A 15,758-nucleotide genomic window follows, 5' to 3' on the forward strand; every position below is an offset into this window, starting at 1 on the left:
TTCAAGCGAACACGTGGGGGACGAAGAGTAGCTGATAGCCGGTGGTCAGCGTTGCAAAGGTCAGCGTGGTGGTCAGCGCCATGATCCCGTAAACCTTGGCCGTCATCTTGGCCGATTGACGTACGGCGGCGGGCTCTTCCTTATGAGACGCCTTACGCATTGGCGACCACGCGCGAAGGTGCGTGGGCGGCCTGTGCCGGACCCACGGCTGCGCCGACCGCTACGGTGCTCATGGCGATTGCGGCTGAGATGGCGACGAGTGTGCGCTTCAATGAGGAATTTACGAACATCTTGTTTCTCCCTTTTGTGGTCCGCGCAGTTCGCGGCCTCGGTCGAAACTATTCAAACAACGTGCCAATGCCGGAAATCTGCCATTTCCAGCCTGGAGTTTGCGGAACGACGGGCGAGATTGCACCAACGATGGGTGAATCCTCCCACGTTCGATGCGAGAAGTTGGGAAAGCGTCTCGCGCCCCCGAGGGCCCCGTCCTGCAAACAAAAAGGGCTCCGGTCACACGGAGCCCTTCTCGTCTGAATCCGCGTCGAACTAGTCGATCTTTGGCAGGGTCGAGAATTGGTGGAACGGCGGCGGACTGGAAAGCGTCCATTCCAGCGTCGTTGCGCCCTCACCCCATGGGTTGGCCGGCGCCTTCTTGCCCGCCGCGAGCGACAGGAAGAGGTTGACGAAGAACACAGCGACACCCGCCACCGTGATCATGTAGCCAACGGTAGCGACATAGTTCCACCCGGCGAAGGCCGGCGTGTAGTCCGGGATGCGCCGCGGCATGCCATCGAGGCCCAGGAAGTGCATCGGGAAGAAGATCACATTCACGCCGATGAACATCAGGAAGAAGTGAACCTTCCCGAGGAACTCGTTGTACATCTTCCCACTCATCTTCGGGAACCAGTAGTAGAAGCCGCCGAAGAGGGCGAAGACCGCGCCCAGGCTTAGCACGTAGTGGAAGTGCGCCACCACGTAGTAGGTGTCGTGCATGTAGTTATCGACGCCGCCGTTCGCCAGCACGACGCCGGTGACGCCACCGACCGTGAACAGGAAGATGAAGCCGATCGCCCACAGCATCGGCGTCTCGAACGTCAGCGAGCCTCCCCACATCGTGGCGATCCAGCTGAAGATCTTCACGCCCGTCGGCACCGCGATGATCATCGTCGCGGCGGTGAAGTACATCTTCTCGTCGACGCTCATGCCCGTGGTGAACATGTGGTGCGCCCAGACGACGAAGCCGATGACGCCGATCGAAACCATGGCGTACGCCATGCCGAGATAACCGAACACCGGCTTGCGGCTGAACGTCGCGACAATCTGGCTGACGATGCCGAAGCCCGGCAGGATCATGATGTACACTTCGGGGTGACCGAAGAACCAGAAGAGGTGCTGGTACAGCACCACGTTGCCGCCGCCAGACGCGTCGAAGAAGGTCGTGCCGAAGTTACGGTCGGTCAGCAGCATGGTGATCGCGCCGGCCAGAACCGGAAGCGACAGGAGCAGAAGGAAGGCGGTAACGAGCACCGACCAGACGAACAGCGGCATCTTGTGCAGGGTCATGCCCGGCGCGCGCATGTTGAAGATGGTCGTGATGAAGTTGATCGCGCCCAGGATCGAGCTGGCGCCCGCCAGGTGGAGCGAGAAGATCGCCATATCGACCGCGGGACCTGCGGACCCCGATGTCGATAGCGGCGCGTACACCGTCCAGCCGGTGCCGGCGCCGAGGCCCGTTCCGCCGCTGACGAAGGTTGACCCAAGCAGCAGGGTGAAGGCCGGGATCAGCAGCCAGAAGCTGATGTTGTTCATCCGCGGGAACGCCATGTCCGGCGCACCGATCATGAGCGGGACGAACCAGTTTCCGAAGCCACCGATCATCGCCGGCATGACCATGAAGAAGACCATGATCAGGCCGTGCGCGGTGATCAGCACGTTCCAGTGGTGGGTCCATTCGTCGAAGTTCGCAGTGCCGGCACCGATCGGCCAGGCGCGGTTGAGGACCTGGATGCCCGGCTCCATCAACTCCCAGCGCATGATGCCGGAGATGCCGCCGCCGATCACTCCCGCGATGATCGCGAAGATCAAATAGAGCGTGCCGATGTCCTTGTGGTTCGTCGACATGAACCAGCGGACGAAGAAGCTCGGCTTGTGGTCCGCATCGTGATGCGCGTCATGCGCTTCATGAGAGCGGAGATGAAGTGCGTCAGCAGTGGTGCTCATGAGTCTACTCGTCCGATCGACTTATTGGTTCGCGCGGTTGGCAACGTTCGGGTTCTGCGGTGCGGGTGCCGGATTGCTGGTCGCTGTTCCGGCAACCGCTGGAGCAGGTGTAGCATTCCCACCTGCGTTGGTCTGCGTATTGGGAGCAGCGGCTGGGGGCGTCTCGGCGGCGGTGGGCTTCTTCGCGCCTGGCATCGTGCCGCCCTTCTGGCCGACCCACTGCGCGAACTGCGCGGCGGGCACGACTTCGACGGCGATCGGCATGAAGCCGTGGCGGGCGCCGCAAAGTTCGGAACACTGGCCGAAGTATACGCCCGGACGGTCGACCTTCACCCACGTCTCGTGAAGCTGACCGGGGTTGGCGTCCTGCTTGATCCAGAATGCCGGGACGGCGAAGCTGTGGATCACGTCGTCGGCGGTGATGATGAACTTAACGACCTTGCCGGCGGGGATCACGAGGCGGTTGTCGACCGCGAGCAGCGGCGGACCGTCATTGTCGGTACGAGCGCGCTGGTTGGCCTGGCGCGTCGGATCGTTCTTTTCCTTCAGCATGTAGCTGTCGAACGTCACACCATAATCAGGCAGTTCGTAGGACCAGTACCACTGGTGGCCGGTCACCTTCACTGTCACGTCCGCAGGCGGCGGGGTGTACTGGTGGCGGAGCAGGCGGATCGACGGGATAGCGATCGCGACCAGGACGAGGACCGGGACGAGCGTCCAGATCACCTCGATCAACGTGTTGTGCGAATTGCGCGATGGCGTCGGATTAGCCCCACGGCGAAACTTCAGGATGGCCCATACCAGCAGCACAAGGACGAGGATGCTGATGACCGCGCAGAGCGGAAGCAGCCAGTTATTGTGGAAGGATGCAGCTTCCTCGCCGATTGGCGTGACCTGCATCTGAATGCCCTTGCGGCCGTCCGGCTCGCCGATGCCCGGCGTCGGGATCATGTGGCCGACGGTGCCGGGGACGACAGTTTCGGGCTGGGCCGCGTCGGGCTGGCCCGGATTCTGAGCTGTGCCGGCGGGCGGGGTCGCCATTGCGGCATGGTCGTGCGTGGCTTCAGCCGGAGGGGGCGAACTCGCCTGCGCTTGCGCGGCTGCAGGTGTAAGCCCGGCCGCGGCCAGGGCAATCGCCCATCCAATCAATCTCATCTTCACCCCGGTTGGCATGCGTTTGGGACCAAAGACGCAAGGATCGCGTCCTGTGATTTGGCCGCTCTATAGGCAAGGCTTTCCAGACCCTCAAGCGGCACTTGGAACACTTGTCGAAGCGGCTTAATGGCACGGTCCCAATGATGACCGACGACGAAATCCTCGCCGAGTTCCGCGCCGCCGATGCGCTGCTCGAAGGCCACTTCATTCTTTCATCGGGTCTGAGGAGCCCCCGCTACCTGCAATGCGCGCGGGTGCTGATGGACCCTGCGCGCGCCGAAAGGTTGGCGCAGGCCCTCGCCGCGATGATCCCAACGAAGCTGCGTGAGAGCATCGAAGCCGTCGTTTCACCAGCGATGGGCGGCGTCATCATCGGCCATGAAATGGGCCGCGCGCTAGGCAAGCCCGCAATGTTCGTTGAGCGGCCGCAAGGCGTCTTCGAGCTGCGCCGCGGCTTCCACCTCGACCCGGGCACCAAGGTGTTGATGGTCGAAGACGTCGTGACCACCGGCCTGTCGTCCCGGGAAGCGATCGAAGCCGTCCGGCAGTCCGGCGGCGACGTTATTGCCGAAGCTGCGCTCGTCGACCGCTCGTCCGGAACTGCTGACCTCGGCATCCCCTTTTTCCCGCTGATCCGCATCGACGTACCAACCTATGAGGCCGATGCCGTTCCGCCGGAGCTCGCCGCTATCCCAGCGATCAAGCCGGGGAGCCGCGCTGCCGCGTGACCGGCAAGCTCCGCCTCGGCGTCAATATCGACCACGTCGCGACGATCCGGAACGCGCGCGGCGGCGATCATCCGGATCCGGTGCGCGCCGCACTGATCGCTGCCGAGGCGGGCGCTCACGGGATCACCGCGCATCTGCGCGAAGACCGCAGGCACATCACGGATGATGACATCGATCGGTTGATGGCTGAGATCGCGCTGCCGCTGAACCTTGAAATGGCTGCGACCGAGGAAATGCTGGACATTGCGCTGCGCCACAAACCGCACGCCGCCTGCATCGTCCCGGAGCGCCGCGAGGAACGCACGACTGAGGGCGGGCTGGATGCTGCTGGGCAGCACAATCACCTTGCTTACTACGTCGACAAGCTCGGCTCCGCGAACATCCGGGTCAGCCTGTTCATCGAACCGACGGAGGAGCAAGTCGCGGCAGCCGTTCGGCTCGAGGCGCCAGTCGTTGAGTTTCACACCGGCCGCTATGCCCACGCGGCAGGGGAGGAGCGCGCGGCCGAGTTGAAACGGATCAGCGACTGCGCGGCGCTGGCTATCAAGAACGGTATCGAACCGCACGCCGGCCACGGTCTTACCTTCGACAATGTCGTACCAGTCGCCGCGATCCCGCAGATCGCCGAGCTCAACATCGGACATTTCCTGATCGGGGAGGCCATTTTCACCGGCCTGGACGTGGCCGTTCGTCGCATGCGCGAACTGATGGATTCGGCGCGATGATCATCGGTCTCGGCTCCGACCTCTGCAACATCGAGCGGATTCAGAATTCGCTCGACCGGTTCGGTGACCGCTTCCTCAATCGCGTCTTCACCGACATTGAACGCAAAAAAGCTGCGTCGCGTCCGCACACGATCGCCGGAACGCTCGCCAAGCGCTTCGCTGCGAAGGAAGCTTTCTCAAAAGCCGTCGGTACCGGCTTCAAGCGCGGCGTTTTCATGAAGGACATCGGCGTCGTTAATCTTCCGTCTGGCGCACCTACGTTACATGTCACCGGTGGCGCGAAGGCGCGGCTTGACGCTCTTGCGCCGGAAGGCCACGCCATCGACATACATTTGACGATGACCGACGATCATCCCTGGGCGCAGGCTTTCGTGATCCTGACCGCCCGCAAGTTGGAGCCCTGAGTGAGCGATACTATTCCGGAGGTGACCATGGACGAACAGGCCACACCTCCTGCCGACGAAAACCCATCCGTCGAAAGCAAGGAAAAGAAGGGGTCCGCTTTATGGCGAGAGATCCGCGGCCTCGCCTGGGTGCTGCTTGCGGTACTCGCCTTCCACAGCTTCGTCGCCAAGCCATTCTACATTCCCTCCGAATCTATGATGCCGGGGCTTCTCACCGGCGATCGCCTTGTGGTGACGAAATATCCTTACGGTTGGTCGTGGGTGTCCCCAAGCTTCCACGTGCTGCCGCCGACGTCGGGGCGCTTTCTCGGCCGTCTGCCGGAGCGCGGCGACATCGTCATCGTGACGCCTCCGGGCACGCGGACAGACTATATCAAGCGGGTGATCGGCCTTCCGGGCGACGTGATCCGAATGGTGGACGGCCAGCTATACATCAACGGTCAGGCCGTGAAGCGCGGCGAGGAAACGCAGCGCCTGTTCCCGGTCGACGTCAATTCGCCGTGCGGATCGGAGCATGATCCAGCGCTCTACAATTTCCGGGTTAAGGGCGCGGACGGCAAGATGTACTGCAAGGTGCCTGTGGTGCGCGAAACGCTTCCGAGCGGCCGGACCTATGAGACTGTGGAGCTCGGCAAGTCGACCGAGGACAATTTCGGTCCGATCACCGTGCCGGCCAACCATGTCTGGCTGATGGGCGACAACCGCGATGACAGCGCCGACAGCCGAGTGCCGGAATGGCAGGGCGGCCTCGGCGGACCCGTGCCGTGGGAGAATATCGGCGGCCGCGCGGAATTCATCACTTTCTCCCTCGACGGCTCAACGGTGTGGTGGAACCCGCTCACCTGGTTCGAGGCGCTCCGCCACGGCCGCGCCGGGACTTCGCTGCGAAATAGCTGATGCCGGATCGTCCGCCGACCACTGAGCCTCACATCGAGCGCCCGGGTCCGGCGGAGTTCCGCGATCCTCTCGTTCGCCGAGAAATGGCGAAGGCCGCCGTGTGGTTCGGCATGGCCCTGCTCATCGTCGGCGTGGTCGTTCTCGCGCAGCCGCTTCTGCTGATCATTGGCGGGGCGATCTTTGCCGTGTTTCTCGACGGCGGCACGCGCTTGCTCGGGCGGGTCCTTCCGATCCCGCGGCCCTGGCGGCTGGTCCTTACTTGCCTCCTCGGCTTCGGCTTCCTCGGTTGGGTCTTTTATTTCGCGGGCACGACAATAGCCGCGCAGTTCGAGGACCTGCGCCAAGTGGTAACCGCGCAGTTCGACAAGCTGATGGTTTTCGCAGAGTCGCTTGGCCTGGTTCCTCAAGGCCCGCCGGGCAACATCGGCTCAGAGCTCCTCGGATCGGTTGGCCGGCTCACCAGCGCGGTCGGGAGCGCGATCGGCGCAGTCACCAGCGTCATCGCGATGATCGTGATCGGCATCTTCCTCGCCGCCGAGCCGCGCATCTACGACCGTGGGATCGCATGGATGCTCCCGGTTCGACATCGCGCCGGCTTCTACCGTGTTGCGGCGCACGTCGGCTTCACGCTCCGTCGCTTGTTGTTCGGGCGGCTCGTCGGAATGATCTTCGAAGGCTTCTTTACCTGGGCGATGCTGACGATCGGCGGAGTCCCCATGGCGGCGTTGCTCGGCCTCGTGACCGGCGTCCTCGCGTTCATTCCGAATATCGGCGCCATCACGTCGGGCGTGCTGATGGTCGCCGTTGGATTCAGCGCGGGGCCGCATCAGGGTGTCTACGCGATCTTCGTCTATTTCTTCGTCCAGAACATCGACGGCTATTTCGTCGTGCCATACATCGCCCGCCGTACGGTCGATCTCGCACCCGCGGTGGTACTTGCGATGCAGCTGCTCATGGGCGCGCTGTTCGGCATCCTCGGCGTACTCTTCGCCGACCCGATCCTCGCAACGTTGAAGGTCGTTCTGATTGACCTCAGTCGCCAGCAGGCAGCGAAGGAAGGCGAAGGACCGGAGGTGGTCGAGCCGACTTAGGTCAGCGCTGCTGGGGCATCTGCTGCATGAGCTGAGCACCGCCACGAACGATCTTCTGCACCTGCACTTCGAAGGTGAGGTTGCTGTTCGGCGGGAAGCCCTGGGGACGCTGTCCGTTCGGGAAAGCCAGCTTCTGCGGCATGGTGAAGCGGTACTGGCCGCCTTCCTGCATCTTGGTCATCGCCTCGGCGAAGCCCGGGAAGACGCCCGCCATCGTGAATGGCTGCGGGCCGCCGTGGTTCTGGCTGGCATCGAATACCGTGCCGTCATCGAATGTGCCGACATAGTCGAGCATTGCAGCGTCGCCGGCTTGGATCGGCTCGCCGGTGCCGGCTCGCAGAGTCCGGAATTGCAGGCCGCTGGCGGTCACCTCGGGACGAAGGGAGCCAGCGCCTAGCCAGGCAAGTCCGATGCCGGCGGCGATGATGACGATGAACGCCAGCCAAAGCGCAACGGCCCGGCCGGAGTTGGCGGGACGGTGAGCGGCTTCGGCGACGGACACTTTTGTGTCGCTAAGGCTTAGCGTGAGCCTTCGCGCTCGGCGCGCTTGCGCTCGAGCTTGCGGGCGCGGCGGATTGCAGCGGCACGCTCACGGGCACGCTTCTCCGACGGCTTCTCATAATGGCGGCGCAGCTTCATCTCGCGGTAGACGCCCTCGCGCTGCAGCTTCTTCTTGAGCGCGCGCAGCGCCTGCTCGACATTATTGTCGCGAACGATGATCTGCATAAAGTCCCGTCAACTCCTAGTATTTGTTCGCGCCGCCCCAAATCGCTGAAAACGCGGAGGTTTTCCTAGCGGCACGCCAGCGGCCTCCGGAGGATCAACCTGCGGCGGCGAGGCGCCCCTTAGCAGTGGTTCGAAACCCGTTCAACCCATCGAAGAAGACCACTCGTCTCTCGGCCGCCCACTCCTCTTCCAGTGGACCTTTCCGAATATGACCTTCCGCGCCACATAGTTTGCACTTCGCGCCCAAACCATTGAAAAACATAGTACATTTACCATATCTAGCCAGCTAGAGCGGGGCATCGAAGCCAATCAGCGCGATACTTAACGCTATGCACATTGGGTCCGTCATTGAGTGCGACCAATCTGGGCGTGTCAAAGTCAGCCATTTTGACGCTGAGACACTTCGAGGGTCTATGCACTGCGATGAAACGCCCAAGGGACGCGGTGGAACGCGAAAACCAGGGATATGGGTTATCCACCGTTAACTCATTGAATGTTACAACCATCGTTCGTTTCGGGAGGGTAGTAGTGACGTTGAATCGGCGTGAAATATTGCGTCTGGGGGCCATGGGGGCAGCCGGGGCAATCATTTCTTCTTCAGCAAGTTCGAGCGTTCTGCCCATTCTGGCACCGACGCAGCCGAACCCTGCCGCGCCTAATCCATACGCTACCGTGCCGCAGCAGCCGGTCGTCCCGACCGCTCCGGGCGGCATCGATCCGCAGCTTTTCGCGAAGGCCAAGGCCGCGCTCGACCAGCACAAGATCTGGGCTCGTGATTCGGTCGGCATCGTCGACTTCTCGCGGCCTTCCAGCGAGCCGCGCTTCTACGTCGTGAACCTGGTGGACGGTTCGGTTGAATCGCACCGCGTTGCGCACGGCCGCGGTTCCGATCCCGATCACAGCGGTTTCGTCGAGCGCTTCTCGAACAATTTCGGCTCCTATGCGAGCTCAAACGGCGCCTACACGACAGGCGACTATTACGACGGCAAGTACGGCCTCTCCATGAAAGTCCGCGGTCTCGACTGGTCGAACTACAATGCCGAACCGCGCGCGATCGTCATTCACAATGCGTGGTACGCCGAAGACGACATGATCCCGATTCACGGCAAGCTCGGACGCTCCGAAGGCTGCTTCGCCATGTCGCGCAAGAGCCAGTACGATGTGATGCGCAAGCTCGCGGGCGGCCGCATGATCTACGCGGAAAAGCTCGCCTAAACACTCGTCTAGGATTCGGTGGTGGTTTGAAGGATGTCATCCTTCAGCAGCCCGTTCGCTGCGTGCACGAGCGTTTGCAATTGCGAGCTCATCATTTGGCTCGTCTGAATGGCACAGGTGTAGTCGGGGCTTAGCCGGATCGACCCCTTCTCGTCGGCAAGCAGCATCCCTGCATTGAGTAGCGCTTGAACCTTCCTGCGGGTCGTTTCCCGATTAAGGCCGGTGGCCGCAGCGATCGAACTCACGTTGCATTTGGTGAGTAGCTTGGGCGGCATGGGGTTTCGCACGTCCTGATGCGCCTTATCGAAGTCCAGCCTGGTGAACTTTTCCATGGTGATCGCCGCGGTCGCAAGGATGATTAGTGCGGAATCATGATCGAGCCCAAGGTGCGAGCGCCAATTCTCCAAAAGGCGTAATGTCATCAACGCCAGACGCAGCCCTGCCGGTCTGGACTTCGCTGATACTTCCCGTTTTTGAATGCTAAGAGATGAAGCAGGCACTTTGAGTAATATTCTCCGCCTGACGCACGAATGCGCAAGTAGGAGTGATCAGCCGTTCGGCGGTTAAAGGGATAACCCCATTCCCTATAATTGGCACTTAGAGCTGCGCACGAAGGGATCAAGGCTGGGTTATTGCACAATTTGTGCAGTTGCGACCCGTTCGTCGCGCATCGAGAGTCTAGTGTAGTTGAAGGCTCGCCGGCTTTTGGCCCCCAAAGCAAATCCGGAGAGTTCAGGAAGGGCGATCAACCGAGTGCCCTTTTGGTGCAACGGTCCCATGGTCGCCCCGTGGGCCGTTGCATTCGCTGCTAGATCGAGGCGATCAGACCCGGCCGAACTCGAGGCGCACTCCGCGATGGTCTCCTGCCTCCCAGGCGATCCGGCCAGCAAGCGAGCGAGCGCCAACCTTTAGGGTCACATCCGTGCCGGCCTCTGGAAGGTCCCGCCCGAGCAACTTCGCTCCCGAAATCGAGAGATCCTCAATGAGCGCAGGTTTTGCATCGCCTGCGAAGATGACGGAGGCAGATATCCCGACCCGCTTCCGTTGAATCCATCGGCGTCCACCAGGACCGTCCTTGCGCTTACCGAAAACTGACACAGCCCAACTCCTCGATGTCAGGAGATACGCTGCACGCGTGTGATCGGCACACAAGCTTCCTTGCGGCGCATGTACCAAGGCGAGACGAATCGCTCGCGCCGCCGGAATCAGCGAAACAGACAAGGCAACTCACTTGGTAACCACTCGGCAAGGTGTCGAGCATAGGCTTCTTGTCGAGGTCGCCAATGACCTCCGCAGGAGGAGTAGCGCGACCATGCCCGACGTTCTCGTCTATGAGCGAGCGACGCCATCCTTCGCTGCTGGGCTCGCTAAGCGTGGCCATCACATCGTCTACCGCGTGAACGAGTCCAACCACTGTCCCGGGTGCGGGCGGTCGCAATGGTATATCGGGCGGATGAGTGCAGAGTGCGGCTTCTGTGGAACCGCCGTGCCCCTAGCCGAAACGGGCGTTCAGGAAGCTGTTACGTCGGGGCCGCGGCCGCGCAACGTCGGCACGGCGGATCAGCGGCGCTTTCCCCGCATGCCTGCGAAGAACCGGAAGCTGAAGCTTCTGGTCGACGGTTCGCCCGCGAATTTCGCCATCCACGACATCTCCGAGGGCGGCGTGAAGGGCGATCATGTTGCCAACCTCGTTCCCGGCTCGAAGGTCCATGTCCGCTTCGAGGGCGGGATCCTCGTGCCCGCGGTCGTGCGTTGGACCGAGGACGGAATGGTGGGCTTGGCCTTCATCGACCCGATCATCCTCGATCGGTCCAGCCAGCCCCGGAACTAGCCTTAGCGGGTCGCGACTTGACCGGCCGGTTTCGGCTTGGGCTTAGGCTGTTGACCCGCAGCTTGCTCCTCAGGCTTCGCCTTCGGTACCGTCAGGCTCGCACCGCCATCCCTCATCTGGAGCGCGGCCATCGCCTTTGAATCGCGGCCGTACAGATCCTTGTAGTCAACGATGGTGCCGTCAACGAGCGCTGCCGAGCTGAAGTAGACGATGTAGACCGGAAGCGGCTTCACGAAGTTCGCCTGCACGGTCTTCTTGCTGTCGAGCGCCGCCTGGATCTTGTCCGCCGTCCAAGGACCGTTGTCGTCTCCCAGAAGTTCGGTCGCGAGATCGAGGATGTGCTGGGTACGGACGCAGCCATGACTGAGCGCGCGCGTCGAATCGTTGAAACGGCTCCGCGCGTTGGTGTCGTGAAGGTAGATCGCCTTGGAATTCGGCATCACGAACTTGACCTGGCCCAGCGCGTTGGTGGGTCCCGGCGGCTGCTGCCAATACATGACCTTGCCGCCCGGCCCCTTGATCGGGATGAAGCCCTTCTTGCCTGCAGCTTCGCGTTCGATGCTCTTGGGGACGTTCCAGGCAGGATTGAGCACCACCCCAACGGCGGTCGCATTGAGCTGAGGCGTCGGCGTGGAGAGCTTGCCGGCGATGGCACGCTGCTTCCAGCGGTTCACGCCATTTTCCACCAGCGTCGCATGGAAGCCGGGCACATTGACGATGATATATTTGTTGCCGAGGTCGCGCGGCAGCCAGCGCCAGCGGTCCATGTTCAGGCGGATGCGGTTGATCTTCGCGGTCTGATCGGCCGGAGTCATCGCCAGCGCATTCTTCAGCGCCGCATATTGCGGGTGGGTCGGAAGAAGCCCCTCGAGCGAGGCGCGCATGCTGTGCGTCGCAAGCGCATTGCGCAGCAGCGCATCCTGCTTGGCCGGGTCCAGATCCTTGTCGACCACCCACCAATCGATGCGGCCGGCCTTCCTCACGTGACCTAGCGCAAGATCGTTGGACAGGCGGTTGAACCGGTCAGTCGCGACCGGTGAAATCAGCGCGGGATTGCCGGTCTGAATCGCGGCAGCGAGCTCAGCCGGCTCATAGTCAGCGGGGTTCAACCCCTCCTTACCGACCTGCTGAATGTAATAGAGCAAGTCCTGCGCGCTCACGACGTCCCAGATCGCGGGCGGAAGGGGCGGAGGCGGCGCAACGGGCGGCGGAACCACGCCAGTCGCCTGAGCAGGTGCGTAGTCGGGATTTCCAGGCACCGGAGCCTCTGGTGTCGCCGTCGGCTGCGTTGCCTTCGGCTGAGCCACCGGCGGCTTGGCAGCCGGCGCGGCCTTTACCTGCGTTGCCAGCCCCGTCTTCACCTGTGCCCCTGCGGAGCCGGCGGCGAGCGCAGCCGCTGCAGTGAAGACCAACAGTTTCGAGAACCCCCCGTTCATCGGCACCAACCCGTTCATTTTAAACGAAACTCCGCGACCCTGTTGAATCCATACACGCGATGCAAAGCCCCCGCCAGTCGTACAGCAGCAACAGTAGCGGCCGGATTCGCAAGCTCCTGTTTTGCAAACCAATCCTTAAGCGACGCTGGCTACAACCCACTGTTGCCCGAGATGGGGAGGCAGTGCGTTGGCGTCCAGTTTTGCCCTAGAAGGATCCATGATTCCGCGCCACGAGCGGCGCACGATCGACGAGCGCAATGAAACGCGCCACGCCGCACTCTCCAGCACAGGCGTTCTCGAATTCCGCGGCCGCAAGCATGTGGTCCAACTCATCAACGTATCGAAGTCCGGAGCCATGGTCGTTTTCCCGCATGTTCCTAACATAGGTGAGCGGTTACCGTTGCAACTGCTTGACCATGGTTTCGTCTGGTCACAGGTGCGCTGGGTGAAGGATGGGCGGATCGGCCTGTCGTTCGCGTCCCCGCTGGAGTAGGCGGCGGATGGAGATGAGTTTCGCAATGATCAAGGCTCGCATCGCCGAGGACGTGACCGAGCGGCGGCGCCTCGCGCGCCTGCCGATCGAGCTAGAAGCCAAAATGCGGGAGCTCGGCGCCGAGGGCGTGGAAGCCAAGATCCTGAATATTTCCGAGAGCGGCTTCATGGCTGCATCGGACGCGCAGTTCGAGGTTGGTTCGCGCGTTTGGCTCATGCTCCCGGGTCGCGAACGGGCCAACGCGGTCGTGAAATGGACGGCCGGCGACAAGCTCGGCGCGGAGTTCGCAGCGCCCATATCGCTCACCGATTTCGGACTATCTCCCGCGAGCAACTAACCGCTGTTGCCAACCGGCTCGCCGCGCCCTCCCCTCACATCCTGACAGCAACCTAGATAATCCTTCGCAACCGGCTGCCCCGTCGGTCGTTGGGGCTTTCCTGAAAGGAAGGTCTGTCATGCCGATCACTTCCAGCGAAGCCTGGAAGCCCTATGAGCGGGGCTATCACGCCGTTTATCGCGAGCATGAGGTCAACCACTGCCCCGGCTGCGGCCGCACCCATTGGATCATTGGCCGACTGTCTGCAGAGTGCGCATTTTGCGCCACGGCGCTTCCGCTCGCGGAAGCGAGCATGCGCTCACATAATGCGCCGGTGATCATCCAGCACAAGAACCGCGAAGGTCACGCCTGGCCGGCCTAAAGCCTACTTCTTGTTCCGCACCGGCACGTTGACGTTGCAGAGGTCCACGCCGCCCGCTGGCACCTGATAGAAGTCGTCGTGCCGGTTCGCCTTCACCTGCAGGAACTTGGCAAAGCTCGCGCTGTCGGTGTCGAGATACTCGTAGGTCGGGCGTTCTGCCGCCGGTATGTCGCTCGCCAGGCGCAGCTTTGCGATGCCGACGAATTGCGATTTTTCGGGATAGAAGCCCATCGGCGCCGGTCCGCGCGGCAGTGAGCTCATGCGGTCGATGCCCTCGATGACCCGGCCGACGAGTGCGATATTGCGATCCAGCTGGCGCGGTGCCTGGCCGATAACCGCATAGAGCTCCCCGCCCGTGCCCGTGTCTGGTGCGAGGTCGCGACCCACGCCGACGCTAGCGTAGCAATGGGTCAGCGTCGCCCATCCAGCCTTCCTGTCGTAAGCGACCGGCCATCCCTGCCAGAAGCCCACGCCTGGAGCATAGGCATCGGGATAGCCGAGCGGCTTGATCTGCAGACCCGTGAGCGGGCGGGTATATTCCGCCGGGGGCTTGGCGGCGACGCCCTTAGGCCAAGGGCGGTCGCTCTCGTTCAAACCCCACTGAGCGACATAATTGTCCTGCAGCCGGTAGATTGTAGCGCCATCCCAATAATTGCCACGCGCAAGCGCCCGGATGTTTGCGACGTGAACCGGAGCGAATTCGGGAGCGAGCTGCACCACGACGCGGCCGCCGTTCGCCAGGTCCATCACCAGCAAATCGTCGGGGGAAATCGTCCGCCAGTCGCTCGCGGGCGCAGCAGAGACGATATCTCCCGGCGTCGGCAGTTTCTTCGGCGCCGGCGCTGGCACCGCACCCATCGCGATCGCCGCAACCGCCAACAATAGGAATGAACGCATGCCCTTCTCCCCCGGATTTTCCCCGGTCTAGCCGAGCAAAGGCAGCGCCGCTATCGCCTAGCCATGTACACTGCCACGTTGATGCTTTTGGGTTCCGGCGAGCTTGGCCGCGAATTCGCGATCGCCGCCAAACGTCTCGGCTGCCGCGTGATCGCCTGCGACCGTTACGAGAACGCGCCTGCCATGCAGGTCTCCGATGCGTTTGAGGTCTTTCCGATGCTCGACGGCGACAAAATCCGAGCCGCCGTCGAAAAGCACAAGCCCGACGTCATCGTGCCTGAGATCGAGGCGATCGATACTGTGGCGCTCGGCCAGCTCGAGCAGGAAGGCTGGCGCATAGCGCCGTCCGCGAGAGCCGTGCAGCTCACCATGAACCGCGACGGCATTCGCGACTTCGCGTCGCGCGAGCTGGGGCTGGTCACCTCCAAGTACAAATTCGCCGAAAGCCGCGACGAAGCCATCGCAGCCGCAAACGAAGTTGGCCTACCCTGCGTAGTGAAGCCAGTGATGTCGAGCTCCGGCAAAGGCCAAAGCACGGCCAAGGAGCGCGAGGACGTCGGCAAGGCCTGGGACTACGCCGTCGAGAATATGCGCGGCGACCGTCCGCGCGTGATCGTCGAGGAATTCATCAAGTTCGACAGCGAGATTACGCTGTTGACCATCGCGACGAAGGACGGCGTGCTGTTTTGCGCTCCGATCGGGCACCGGCAGGAAGCTGGCGATTATCGCGAAAGCTGGCAGCCGGCAGGCATTCCGCAGGAAGCACTGCAGTCAGCACGCTTCCAGGCCCGAAAAGTCGTTGAGGCTCTCGGTGGACACGGCATTTTTGGCGTCGAGTTCTTCGTGCGCGGCGACCAGGCGATCTTCTCCGAGCTGAGCCCGCGGCCGCACGACACCGGCATGGTCACGTTGATCAGCCAGGTCCCGAACCAGTTCGAGCTTCACCTCCGCGCCATCCTCGGCCTGCCGATCCCGTCGATCGAACTGATCGGCCCATCAGCGTCTGCCGTGATCCTCGCTTCGCAGGAGAGCGACGACATTTCCTACGAGGGGATAGCCGAGGCACTTGCCGTTGGATCGCCGCGCCGCCCCGTCGATCTCCGCATCTTCGCCAAGCCGAAGTCGCTCAAAAACCGCCGCATGGGGATCGCGCTCGCGCGCAACGAAAATGCGGAAGATGCAGTCGACCGCGCCAAGGCTGCAGCCGCGAAGGTCAAAATCCGTTATTGAACGCGAAGGAGG

The 15,758-nt window shown here is 62.5% G+C and carries 21 protein-coding genes and 1 riboswitch; of the genes, 11 read left to right on the forward strand and 10 right to left on the reverse strand.

Annotated elements, in window-relative coordinates; translation table 11 throughout:
• Nucleotide 1: 1 nt before the first annotated feature.
• From AC4GYV_RS12330 to coxB, 4 genes are all read right to left on the reverse strand, one after another.
• On the reverse strand, nucleotides 2-160 hold the full coding sequence (locus AC4GYV_RS12330) for a hypothetical protein (protein ID WP_491101000.1): 159 nt from the start codon (nucleotides 158-160) through the stop codon (nucleotides 2-4).
• Nucleotides 153-290: a hypothetical protein gene (locus AC4GYV_RS12335; protein ID WP_491101001.1), complete on the reverse strand. Its 138-nt coding sequence runs from the start codon at nucleotides 288-290 to the stop codon at nucleotides 153-155. The genes AC4GYV_RS12330 and AC4GYV_RS12335 overlap by 8 nt, the downstream gene beginning before the upstream one ends.
• A 256-nt stretch (nucleotides 291-546) precedes the next feature.
• A complete protein-coding gene (gene ctaD, locus AC4GYV_RS12340; protein WP_491101002.1) occupies nucleotides 547-2,220 on the reverse strand; it encodes a cytochrome c oxidase subunit I in 1,674 nt (557 codons plus the stop codon).
• Between the two features lie 21 nt (nucleotides 2,221-2,241).
• Nucleotides 2,242-3,375 (reverse strand): cytochrome c oxidase subunit II, encoded by a 1,134-nt coding sequence (gene coxB / locus AC4GYV_RS12345; protein WP_491101600.1) that lies wholly within the window; start codon nucleotides 3,373-3,375, stop codon nucleotides 2,242-2,244.
• A gap of 143 nt (nucleotides 3,376-3,518) precedes the next feature.
• Here coxB and pyrE point away from each other — a divergent pair, with 143 nt between their 5' ends.
• From pyrE to AC4GYV_RS12370, 5 genes are read left to right on the forward strand one after another with little or no spacing between them, the layout of a single operon-like run.
• Nucleotides 3,519-4,103, forward strand: coding sequence for an orotate phosphoribosyltransferase (gene pyrE / locus AC4GYV_RS12350; RefSeq protein WP_491101601.1), 585 nt, complete (start codon nucleotides 3,519-3,521; stop codon nucleotides 4,101-4,103).
• Complete coding sequence (locus tag AC4GYV_RS12355; protein WP_491101003.1) at nucleotides 4,100-4,828, forward strand: pyridoxine 5'-phosphate synthase; 729 nt, start codon at nucleotides 4,100-4,102, stop codon at nucleotides 4,826-4,828. The genes pyrE and AC4GYV_RS12355 overlap by 4 nt, the downstream gene beginning before the upstream one ends.
• A complete protein-coding gene (gene acpS, locus AC4GYV_RS12360) occupies nucleotides 4,825-5,232 on the forward strand; it encodes a holo-ACP synthase (RefSeq protein ID WP_491101004.1) in 408 nt (135 codons plus the stop codon). The genes AC4GYV_RS12355 and acpS overlap by 4 nt, the downstream gene beginning before the upstream one ends.
• A 27-nt stretch (nucleotides 5,233-5,259) precedes the next feature.
• On the forward strand, nucleotides 5,260-6,129 hold the full coding sequence (gene lepB / locus AC4GYV_RS12365) for a signal peptidase I (RefSeq protein ID WP_491101602.1): 870 nt from the start codon (nucleotides 5,260-5,262) through the stop codon (nucleotides 6,127-6,129).
• The gene (locus tag AC4GYV_RS12370; protein WP_491101005.1) at nucleotides 6,129-7,220 is read left to right on the forward strand and encodes an AI-2E family transporter; all 1,092 of its coding nucleotides are present in this window, start codon (nucleotides 6,129-6,131) and stop codon (nucleotides 7,218-7,220) included. Before lepB ends, AC4GYV_RS12370 begins: the two co-directional genes overlap by 1 nt.
• Nucleotide 7,221: 1 nt before the next feature.
• On the opposite strand, the gene AC4GYV_RS12375 is transcribed toward AC4GYV_RS12370, so the two are convergent.
• On the reverse strand, nucleotides 7,222-7,722 hold the full coding sequence (locus tag AC4GYV_RS12375; RefSeq protein ID WP_491101006.1) for an FKBP-type peptidyl-prolyl cis-trans isomerase: 501 nt from the start codon (nucleotides 7,720-7,722) through the stop codon (nucleotides 7,222-7,224).
• A gap of 17 nt (nucleotides 7,723-7,739) precedes the next feature.
• A complete protein-coding gene (rpsU, locus tag AC4GYV_RS12380) occupies nucleotides 7,740-7,946 on the reverse strand; it encodes a 30S ribosomal protein S21 (RefSeq protein ID WP_192588663.1) in 207 nt (68 codons plus the stop codon).
• Nucleotides 7,947-8,474: 528 nt separating this feature from the next.
• Here rpsU and AC4GYV_RS12385 point away from each other — a divergent pair.
• Nucleotides 8,475-9,161 carry a murein L,D-transpeptidase catalytic domain family protein gene (locus tag AC4GYV_RS12385; RefSeq protein ID WP_491101007.1) on the forward strand — a complete coding sequence of 229 codons (687 nt, stop codon included), beginning with the start codon at nucleotides 8,475-8,477 and terminating at the stop codon, nucleotides 9,159-9,161.
• Nucleotides 9,162-9,169: 8 nt separating this feature from the next.
• Here AC4GYV_RS12385 and AC4GYV_RS12390 read toward each other — a convergent pair whose 3' ends face one another.
• Together AC4GYV_RS12390 and AC4GYV_RS12395 are read right to left on the reverse strand one after the other, a co-directional pair.
• Complete coding sequence (locus AC4GYV_RS12390) at nucleotides 9,170-9,493, reverse strand: hypothetical protein (RefSeq protein WP_491101008.1); 324 nt, start codon at nucleotides 9,491-9,493, stop codon at nucleotides 9,170-9,172.
• Between the two features lie 200 nt (nucleotides 9,494-9,693).
• Nucleotides 9,694-9,755, reverse strand: a riboswitch (Fluoride riboswitch).
• 228 nt (nucleotides 9,756-9,983) lie between these two features.
• Nucleotides 9,984-10,259 carry a hypothetical protein gene (locus AC4GYV_RS12395; RefSeq protein ID WP_491101009.1) on the reverse strand — a complete coding sequence of 92 codons (276 nt, stop codon included), beginning with the start codon at nucleotides 10,257-10,259 and terminating at the stop codon, nucleotides 9,984-9,986.
• Between the two features lie 214 nt (nucleotides 10,260-10,473).
• Between AC4GYV_RS12395 and AC4GYV_RS12400 the strand changes: the two genes are divergently transcribed.
• Nucleotides 10,474-10,992 carry a PilZ domain-containing protein gene (locus AC4GYV_RS12400; protein ID WP_491101010.1) on the forward strand — a complete coding sequence of 173 codons (519 nt, stop codon included), beginning with the start codon at nucleotides 10,474-10,476 and terminating at the stop codon, nucleotides 10,990-10,992.
• A gap of 2 nt (nucleotides 10,993-10,994) precedes the next feature.
• Here AC4GYV_RS12400 and AC4GYV_RS12405 read toward each other — a convergent pair whose 3' ends face one another.
• On the reverse strand, nucleotides 10,995-12,428 hold the full coding sequence (locus AC4GYV_RS12405) for a L,D-transpeptidase family protein (protein ID WP_491101011.1): 1,434 nt from the start codon (nucleotides 12,426-12,428) through the stop codon (nucleotides 10,995-10,997).
• A gap of 217 nt (nucleotides 12,429-12,645) precedes the next feature.
• Here AC4GYV_RS12405 and AC4GYV_RS12410 point away from each other — a divergent pair, with 217 nt between their 5' ends.
• The 3 genes from AC4GYV_RS12410 to AC4GYV_RS12420 all read left to right on the forward strand — a co-directional run bounded on the left by AC4GYV_RS12410 (nucleotide 12,646) and on the right by AC4GYV_RS12420 (nucleotide 13,619).
• The gene (locus AC4GYV_RS12410; RefSeq protein WP_491101012.1) at nucleotides 12,646-12,921 is read left to right on the forward strand and encodes a PilZ domain-containing protein; all 276 of its coding nucleotides are present in this window, start codon (nucleotides 12,646-12,648) and stop codon (nucleotides 12,919-12,921) included.
• 13 nt (nucleotides 12,922-12,934) lie between these two features.
• A complete protein-coding gene (locus tag AC4GYV_RS12415; protein ID WP_491101013.1) occupies nucleotides 12,935-13,258 on the forward strand; it encodes a PilZ domain-containing protein in 324 nt (107 codons plus the stop codon).
• Between the two features lie 118 nt (nucleotides 13,259-13,376).
• Nucleotides 13,377-13,619, forward strand: a complete 243-nt coding sequence (locus AC4GYV_RS12420) for a hypothetical protein (RefSeq protein ID WP_491101014.1) — start codon at nucleotides 13,377-13,379, stop codon at nucleotides 13,617-13,619.
• A gap of 3 nt (nucleotides 13,620-13,622) precedes the next feature.
• Here AC4GYV_RS12420 and AC4GYV_RS12425 read toward each other — a convergent pair whose 3' ends face one another.
• Nucleotides 13,623-14,516, reverse strand: a complete 894-nt coding sequence (locus AC4GYV_RS12425) for a peptidylprolyl isomerase (protein WP_491101015.1) — start codon at nucleotides 14,514-14,516, stop codon at nucleotides 13,623-13,625.
• Between the two features lie 63 nt (nucleotides 14,517-14,579).
• On the opposite strand from AC4GYV_RS12425, the gene purT reads away from it, so the two are divergent.
• A complete protein-coding gene (gene purT, locus AC4GYV_RS12430; RefSeq protein WP_491101016.1) occupies nucleotides 14,580-15,746 on the forward strand; it encodes a formate-dependent phosphoribosylglycinamide formyltransferase in 1,167 nt (388 codons plus the stop codon).
• Nucleotides 15,747-15,758 lie beyond the last annotated feature (12 nt).

Source organism: Sphingomonas sp. SP4 (genome assembly GCF_058313375.1).

What these genes read in the sequence shown, in the direction of transcription:
- AC4GYV_RS12330 (WP_491101000.1), bottom strand. Translation starts at nt 160, where the DNA reads ATGCGTAAGGCGTCTCATAAGGAAGAGCCCGCCGCCGTACGTCAATCG.
- AC4GYV_RS12335 (WP_491101001.1), bottom strand. Translation starts at nt 290, where the DNA reads ATGTTCGTAAATTCCTCATTGAAGCGCACACTCGTCGCCATCTCAGCC.
- ctaD (WP_491101002.1), bottom strand. Translation starts at nt 2,220, where the DNA reads ATGAGCACCACTGCTGACGCACTTCATCTCCGCTCTCATGAAGCGCAT.
- coxB (WP_491101600.1), bottom strand. Translation starts at nt 3,375, where the DNA reads ATGAGATTGATTGGATGGGCGATTGCCCTGGCCGCGGCCGGGCTTACA.
- pyrE (WP_491101601.1), top strand. Translation starts at nt 3,519, where the DNA reads ATGACCGACGACGAAATCCTCGCCGAGTTCCGCGCCGCCGATGCGCTG.
- acpS (WP_491101004.1), top strand. Translation starts at nt 4,825, where the DNA reads ATGATCATCGGTCTCGGCTCCGACCTCTGCAACATCGAGCGGATTCAG.
- lepB (WP_491101602.1), top strand. Translation starts at nt 5,260, where the DNA reads ATGGACGAACAGGCCACACCTCCTGCCGACGAAAACCCATCCGTCGAA.
- AC4GYV_RS12370 (WP_491101005.1), top strand. Translation starts at nt 6,129, where the DNA reads ATGCCGGATCGTCCGCCGACCACTGAGCCTCACATCGAGCGCCCGGGT.
- rpsU (WP_192588663.1), bottom strand. Translation starts at nt 7,946, where the DNA reads ATGCAGATCATCGTTCGCGACAATAATGTCGAGCAGGCGCTGCGCGCG.
- AC4GYV_RS12390 (WP_491101008.1), bottom strand. Translation starts at nt 9,493, where the DNA reads ATGGAAAAGTTCACCAGGCTGGACTTCGATAAGGCGCATCAGGACGTG.
- AC4GYV_RS12400 (WP_491101010.1), top strand. Translation starts at nt 10,474, where the DNA reads ATGCCCGACGTTCTCGTCTATGAGCGAGCGACGCCATCCTTCGCTGCT.
- AC4GYV_RS12405 (WP_491101011.1), bottom strand. Translation starts at nt 12,428, where the DNA reads ATGAACGGGGGGTTCTCGAAACTGTTGGTCTTCACTGCAGCGGCTGCG.
- AC4GYV_RS12410 (WP_491101012.1), top strand. Translation starts at nt 12,646, where the DNA reads ATGATTCCGCGCCACGAGCGGCGCACGATCGACGAGCGCAATGAAACG.
- AC4GYV_RS12415 (WP_491101013.1), top strand. Translation starts at nt 12,935, where the DNA reads ATGAGTTTCGCAATGATCAAGGCTCGCATCGCCGAGGACGTGACCGAG.
- AC4GYV_RS12420 (WP_491101014.1), top strand. Translation starts at nt 13,377, where the DNA reads ATGCCGATCACTTCCAGCGAAGCCTGGAAGCCCTATGAGCGGGGCTAT.
- AC4GYV_RS12425 (WP_491101015.1), bottom strand. Translation starts at nt 14,516, where the DNA reads ATGCGTTCATTCCTATTGTTGGCGGTTGCGGCGATCGCGATGGGTGCG.
- purT (WP_491101016.1), top strand. Translation starts at nt 14,580, where the DNA reads ATGTACACTGCCACGTTGATGCTTTTGGGTTCCGGCGAGCTTGGCCGC.